This window comes from Paraburkholderia nemoris, from assembly GCF_905221015.1.
Lineage (GTDB): Bacteria > Pseudomonadota > Gammaproteobacteria > Burkholderiales > Burkholderiaceae > Paraburkholderia > Paraburkholderia nemoris.
In genome coordinates, this window is record NZ_CAJNBO010000080.1 from 1 (window position 1) to 4,973 (window position 4,973).

At 59.2% G+C, this 4,973-nt stretch carries 4 protein-coding genes and 3 pseudogenes; 5 read left to right on the plus strand and 2 right to left on the minus strand.

Annotation, left to right across the window (positions count from 1 at the left end; translation table 11 throughout):
* A pseudogene (locus KHO33_RS41525) lies at window positions 1-337 on the plus strand (FCD domain-containing protein); the annotation flags it as partial.
* Between the two features lie 77 nt (window positions 338-414).
* Entirely contained in the window at window positions 415-600 is a 186-nt protein-coding gene (locus tag KHO33_RS41530; protein ID WP_200568397.1) for a hypothetical protein, read from the plus strand.
* A gap of 422 nt (window positions 601-1,022) precedes the next feature.
* Here the strand turns inward: KHO33_RS41530 and KHO33_RS42525 are convergent.
* Window positions 1,023-1,557, minus strand: a pseudogene (locus KHO33_RS42525) (DDE-type integrase/transposase/recombinase); the annotation flags it as partial.
* Window positions 1,558-1,639: 82 nt separating this feature from the next.
* Here KHO33_RS42525 and KHO33_RS41535 point away from each other — a divergent pair.
* The 3 genes from KHO33_RS41535 (at window position 1,640) to KHO33_RS41545 (ending at window position 4,096) form a co-directional block, all read left to right on the plus strand.
* A complete protein-coding gene (locus tag KHO33_RS41535) occupies window positions 1,640-2,020 on the plus strand; it encodes an SHOCT domain-containing protein (RefSeq protein WP_200568398.1) in 381 nt (126 codons plus the stop codon).
* A 158-nt stretch (window positions 2,021-2,178) separates the two neighbouring features.
* A complete protein-coding gene (locus KHO33_RS41540) occupies window positions 2,179-2,364 on the plus strand; it encodes a Na+/H+ antiporter NhaA (RefSeq protein WP_234480948.1) in 186 nt (61 codons plus the stop codon).
* A gap of 250 nt (window positions 2,365-2,614) precedes the next feature.
* The gene (locus tag KHO33_RS41545) at window positions 2,615-4,096 is read left to right on the plus strand and encodes a PAS domain-containing sensor histidine kinase (RefSeq protein ID WP_200568400.1); all 1,482 of its coding nucleotides are present in this window, start codon (window positions 2,615-2,617) and stop codon (window positions 4,094-4,096) included.
* Between the two features lie 2 nt (window positions 4,097-4,098).
* Here KHO33_RS41545 and KHO33_RS41550 read toward each other — a convergent pair.
* Window positions 4,099-4,760: pseudogene (locus tag KHO33_RS41550) on the minus strand (IS256 family transposase); the annotation flags it as partial.
* Window positions 4,761-4,973: the final 213 nt, after the last annotated feature.

The window sequence follows — 4,973 nt, forward strand, 5'->3', positions numbered from 1 at the left end:
TCAGGCCGCTGGTGAACTGCTGCGCATGCGGATTGTCGCGGCAAGCGGCAACCAGTTTTTCCAGCAGATGGCGACCATCATCGGCGGCACGCTGCCGATACTCAATCTTGTTGCCAGTTCCGGCAAAGGTGCATGGGCAGCAGCAGTGCGTGCTTATGGTCGTGTCGTCGAAGCCATCGAGCGGGGCGATCAGACCGAAGCAGAAATCGCCAGTTTTGCGCTGTTCGACCACTGGGGTGATGAGTCTATGCCGAGCCCGCCAGACCTGTTCATCAAGGGGCGAACCCAGTCAGAAGGTTCTCTTGCTGACGCATCGGTCACGAAGGAGGCAACTTGACGATACGTATACCGAACCGGCAGGGATGTTGTATGAACCCCGGAGGATGCAGGCGACAGGACATCGCAGGGAGCGCCATGGATGCGCCGGACGGCAGGCATCGCCCACGGGCCAATCGGGTGCTGGACGGGATCGTGGCGGGGATCGTCGAAGACCGGCACGGCCCCATGCTTGCGAGCGCAAGACGTGCTGACGAAGGAATTCAGCGTGAGTCGCAGCGCGCCGCGCGAAGCGTTGTCGATAGTCTCGCCGCGCGAGCGTGACGAACACCTCGCGTCGAAGGTCCTGTTTCTCCGTCATGAGGGTCGGTGTCCATGTGTATGCGCGGGCACCTGACTTTCTTCGGTCATTGATCGTGCGTCGCTAAAAAACCGCGTAATTCGTAAAAAATCGATAATGGAAAGGATGCCAGGCATCCTCCGTTCGAGGCAGCGGGCAAAAAAACGCAACTCCTGCCAAAGGAGTTGCGGACAGAATACCCGCGATGCAGCCGAGGATGGAGTGCCGCAGCCGTGGGGGCGCGGGAGGAGACGACCCCACGCGCTAATTCCTATTATAGTTAGGATTGCATCGAACTTCATGATGACTTTGTGAAAAAATATGGAGGCCGTTTGTCGGCACATCGATGTACAGGGATCTGTCAACCTGGCGACGGCAAAGTGAAAGGGCGACAAGGCGGCATCATTCAGAAACCAGTGGACGGATTTCGGGTGAATTCGCACCGAGCAATGAACCGGGTTGCGAGTGGTTTGCGATAGAGTGAGGCACGTAGCAAATACCGCTTCCGTGCGACGTGTTGCCGGATCGGCCCCAAGCACGAGAGGAATGCCTGTGTGCGTTTCGGGTCACGAAACCCGCGCATTCGATGTTCTCGTCTCGCGTGTCGGCTAATAAGTGTTCTTCGCCCCGGGTGTTAATGTCCACAGCCGCCTGGACAACCACGTGCTTTACGCTCGCCAGCTCCGGAATATCAATATTTGCCACCGGATGGCGACGCAACTGATTGCGTGACGATCTTGCGTGGCACGGGGTTCGAGTGCAGCGCACGGCTAAAAACATTGGGCGATAGCCTTCTCGTGCCGTTTTTTCAGCAGGATGTCGGGTTCGGTACCGTGCTCGTCAACAGCGCGCCGGAGCAGGTACGGTTTCCCGCGAAAAGTCACAAACATCACTTCGGGATACCACGTGCTGCCCGTTTTGCGCCGCGCAGACATGACACGCATTGAACCGGGTAAACGACGCGAAACGATACGAATAAAACTGACTATACTTGGATCGCTGTCCGAATGATGGGAGAAAACAATGCTATTCAACGGTGGTTTTACATTCGGCAATTTCATTGTCGACGTCTTTTTCATTTTCTTGTTTATCCTGTGGTTCTGGCTGTTCATCAGCATCTCGATCGACCTGTTCCGCCGCAACGACGTGTCGGGCTGGCGCAAGGTACTCTGGGTCATCCTGCTCGTCGCCCTGCCGTATGTCGGCGTCTTCGTTTACCTGCTCACCCAGGGACGCGGGATGGCCACACGGGATGAGGAGCGGGTCAGACAGGCGCGCGAGAACCTGCGCCAGATGGTGGGCTTCAGCATCGCCGACGAGATCGACAAGCTGGACCGGCTGAAGTCGGCCGGATCGATTTCAGAGGAAGAATACGCGCGCCTGAGGGGGCGGCTTGTACAGTAGTAGCCCCTCAAGGTCGCGGCATCGGTTCGGGCCTTCGCCGCACGATGGCGGTGCCGGAGAGAAGTGCCTCTGTCTTCGGCAGCGACCTCATGCGCTGATTCGCAGGCGTGCGACCGGACATGGTAATTTATGGTGCGCTTCGCCGGACAACGGATCGCATGTCCGACTACCAGGAGCTGGAATCGGCAGGCGGTTTGCTGCTCGTGGCCGCAGCGGCACTCGCGCTGATCTGCAGTAACTCGCCGCTCCGACACGCGTACGACGATCTGCTGAAAATCCCTGTGGAACTGCGCTTTGGTTCGTTCGACTGTCCACCAGCAGCGATGCCTGATCCGCGCCACTGACGAAATTCACCCAGAGGAGGGCAGTGAACCTGGACGCTTTGCGATGGATGCGCAAATTGGCATCAGTCATCGACTATCACTTCTACTAGATGGGCAGTTAAACCGATTACAGTGGTTTGCATAACGGACATCTGCGTTACGCGGCATTTCCTTCTGTCGTGATGCAGGGTGAGTTTGTCAAATGCCATTCTGTGTGTGCCATATGCAAGGCGCACTGCCTCGCATAGGCTTTCGAGAGAGGCTCCCGGCCATGAATATCGTCATGCCTGCCGTCGTTGTCCTGGGAACGGCGACCCTCCTGCGGCTGCTGACACTGTGGTCGCGACGGCAGCGGCACGCGACACCGGCCAGCCCGCACAGAGACGCCGGGCCGCGCGTGTCGCTCATCCGGCAGCGCGGGCCGGGCCCAGGTGTCGGCTGGGCACGCATCGTAACGATGCTGTGCCGTTCCATCAGGAGAAGCGTTGTCGTCGCCCCGGTTTGCCCCGCCCCGCACATGAAACCTCCGCTGACGGGAAAGCTGCCAATGATCGCCCGGCTGCGCATCGGGTGGCGGATGGCCGTCCCTCCGCTTCGGACGCACGAGACGGGCGAGGGCGTGACGCACCGGAGTGCCAGCGCGATCGCTGCTGAACCAGGGCGCAGCGAGTATCGCCTGCGGGAAACGGTGGAGTGGTTTCCCCTGGCGATTCTGGTGCTCGATCCGCAGGGGCGGATTGTGGTGGCGAACACGCAAACCACGAGGCTGTTTGGCTATGCCCGCGAGGAACTGGCAGGTACAACGGTTGACCTGCTTGTCCCTGAACTGCGGTGTGATCATAGCGACGCGTGCCAAAACGCATTCCGGTCTGTGTCTGTGATGAGCGGAGGCAATGTCGCGTGCGACACGTTCGCGAAACGCAGGGATGGTGTCGAGTTCCCTGTCGAAATTGCGTGCAGGACGCTGCTGTTTGAAGGCGATGCAGCGATGATGGTATCGATGGTCGACAGGACCGACCGCCAGGAGTTGAACCGGAACCGCCAGGAACTCGCTCATCTGGCGCGTGTGTCGACGATGGGCGAACTGGCTGCATCGCTTGCGCACGAACTGAACCAGCCGCTGACGGCGATCCTGAGCAATGCGCAGGCCGCGCAGCGCTTCCTCGCCGCGGATCCGGTCGATCTGGCAGAGGTCCGCGAGATCCTGAACGACATCGTTCAGGACGACTGTCGTGCAAGCGAGGTCATCCGGCGCGTTCGCGCGGTCGTCAGGAAAGGGGAGATGGAAATAGCGCCACTCGATCTTGCCAGCGTGATCCGCGATGTTCTCCTGCTGGTGCACAGCGACGCAATCGTGCGTGCCATCGGTGTGACGCTCGATATCGATGGCGATCTGCCTGCCGTACGAGGGGACAAGGTGCAGTTGCAGCAGGTCATGCTTAATCTCCTGCTCAACGCGTTCGACGCGATGAACAATGCGCCGCCGGGTGATCGGGCAGTATCGGTGACGCTCCGCGCGTATGGCAACAACAGAGTGCACATCGCCGTTCGCGACGGGGGCCACGGACTGACTGTCGACAGGCTCGACAGGATCTTCAAGCCGTTCTTCACCTCAAAGCCACAGGGGCTCGGGCTCGGACTGTCGATCAGCCGATCGATCGTCGACATGCACGGCGGCCAACTCTGGGCTGAAAACAACACCGACCGGGGCGCGACGTTTCATGTAATGTTGCCCGCTGGGGACGCGGGATAGCGGGAGGCGAAAATCACGGTCCTGATCTCCGGCGGGTAGTCGAAGAACAGAATGACGCGTTCCCGGTTGCGCCGCCAGCTCTGCCCGATGGACGGGTAGTCCTTGTCCCACTTTGCTTCAAAGGCGCACAGCGTCTGCTCCGCCATCTCGACGGTCGATGAAGTGTAGATCGTCTTCAGATCGGCGGCGAACTCGCACTGCATCTTCCACGACACGAAGTTCAGGCCGTTGCGCACCATGTGCACGGCCGCCTTCGGGTAGAGCACTTCAATGGCTTCGGGGAAGCCTTTGAGCCCGTCGACACAGGCAATAAAAATGTCCTGCACGCCGCGTGTTTTTAACTCGGTGACCACCTGCAGACAGAACTTTGCGCCCTCGGTCTGGGCGATCCACAGCCCCAGGACTTCCTTGTGCCCGTCCATGTTCAGATAGACCGCCTTGGTCCGCACCGAGCCACTGTCGCGCACTTTGACGTGGATGCAGTCCAGGTAGACGATCGGGTAAAGCGCGTCGAGTGGCCGAGCCTGCCAGATCTTTACCTCCTCGCTGACCGCGTCGCTGACGGCGGAAATGAGGGCGGCGACACTTCGGTGGCGTACATTTCCTCCCGATGGCCCTGAATTTTCCACACGCTCAGTCCCCGTGCATAGAGCGAGATGATCTGTAAGCGATCACGTTCAACCGAAACAGGTGATCACCTTCCTTCGAAATGGGTGATCACCATCAACCGAAATCACTGATCACGTTCGCCGAAATTCGCATATACGAGGGGTATCCCGTAGGTAAAACTATCCGATAGACGGCCGCGCACACGGCATGAAATGATCAGTTCAATACGTGAAATCGTATGTTTATTAGGCGTGAATCCCACCGCCAA

Excerpts from the sequence above, each read along its gene's own strand:
- KHO33_RS41540 (WP_234480948.1), top strand. The coding sequence starts at position 2,179 with ATGTCCGACTACCAGGAGCTGGAATCGGCAGGCGGTTTGCTGCTCGTG.
- KHO33_RS41545 (WP_200568400.1), top strand. The coding sequence starts at position 2,615 with ATGAATATCGTCATGCCTGCCGTCGTTGTCCTGGGAACGGCGACCCTC.
- KHO33_RS41530 (WP_200568397.1), top strand. The coding sequence starts at position 415 with ATGGATGCGCCGGACGGCAGGCATCGCCCACGGGCCAATCGGGTGCTG.
- KHO33_RS41535 (WP_200568398.1), top strand. The coding sequence starts at position 1,640 with ATGCTATTCAACGGTGGTTTTACATTCGGCAATTTCATTGTCGACGTC.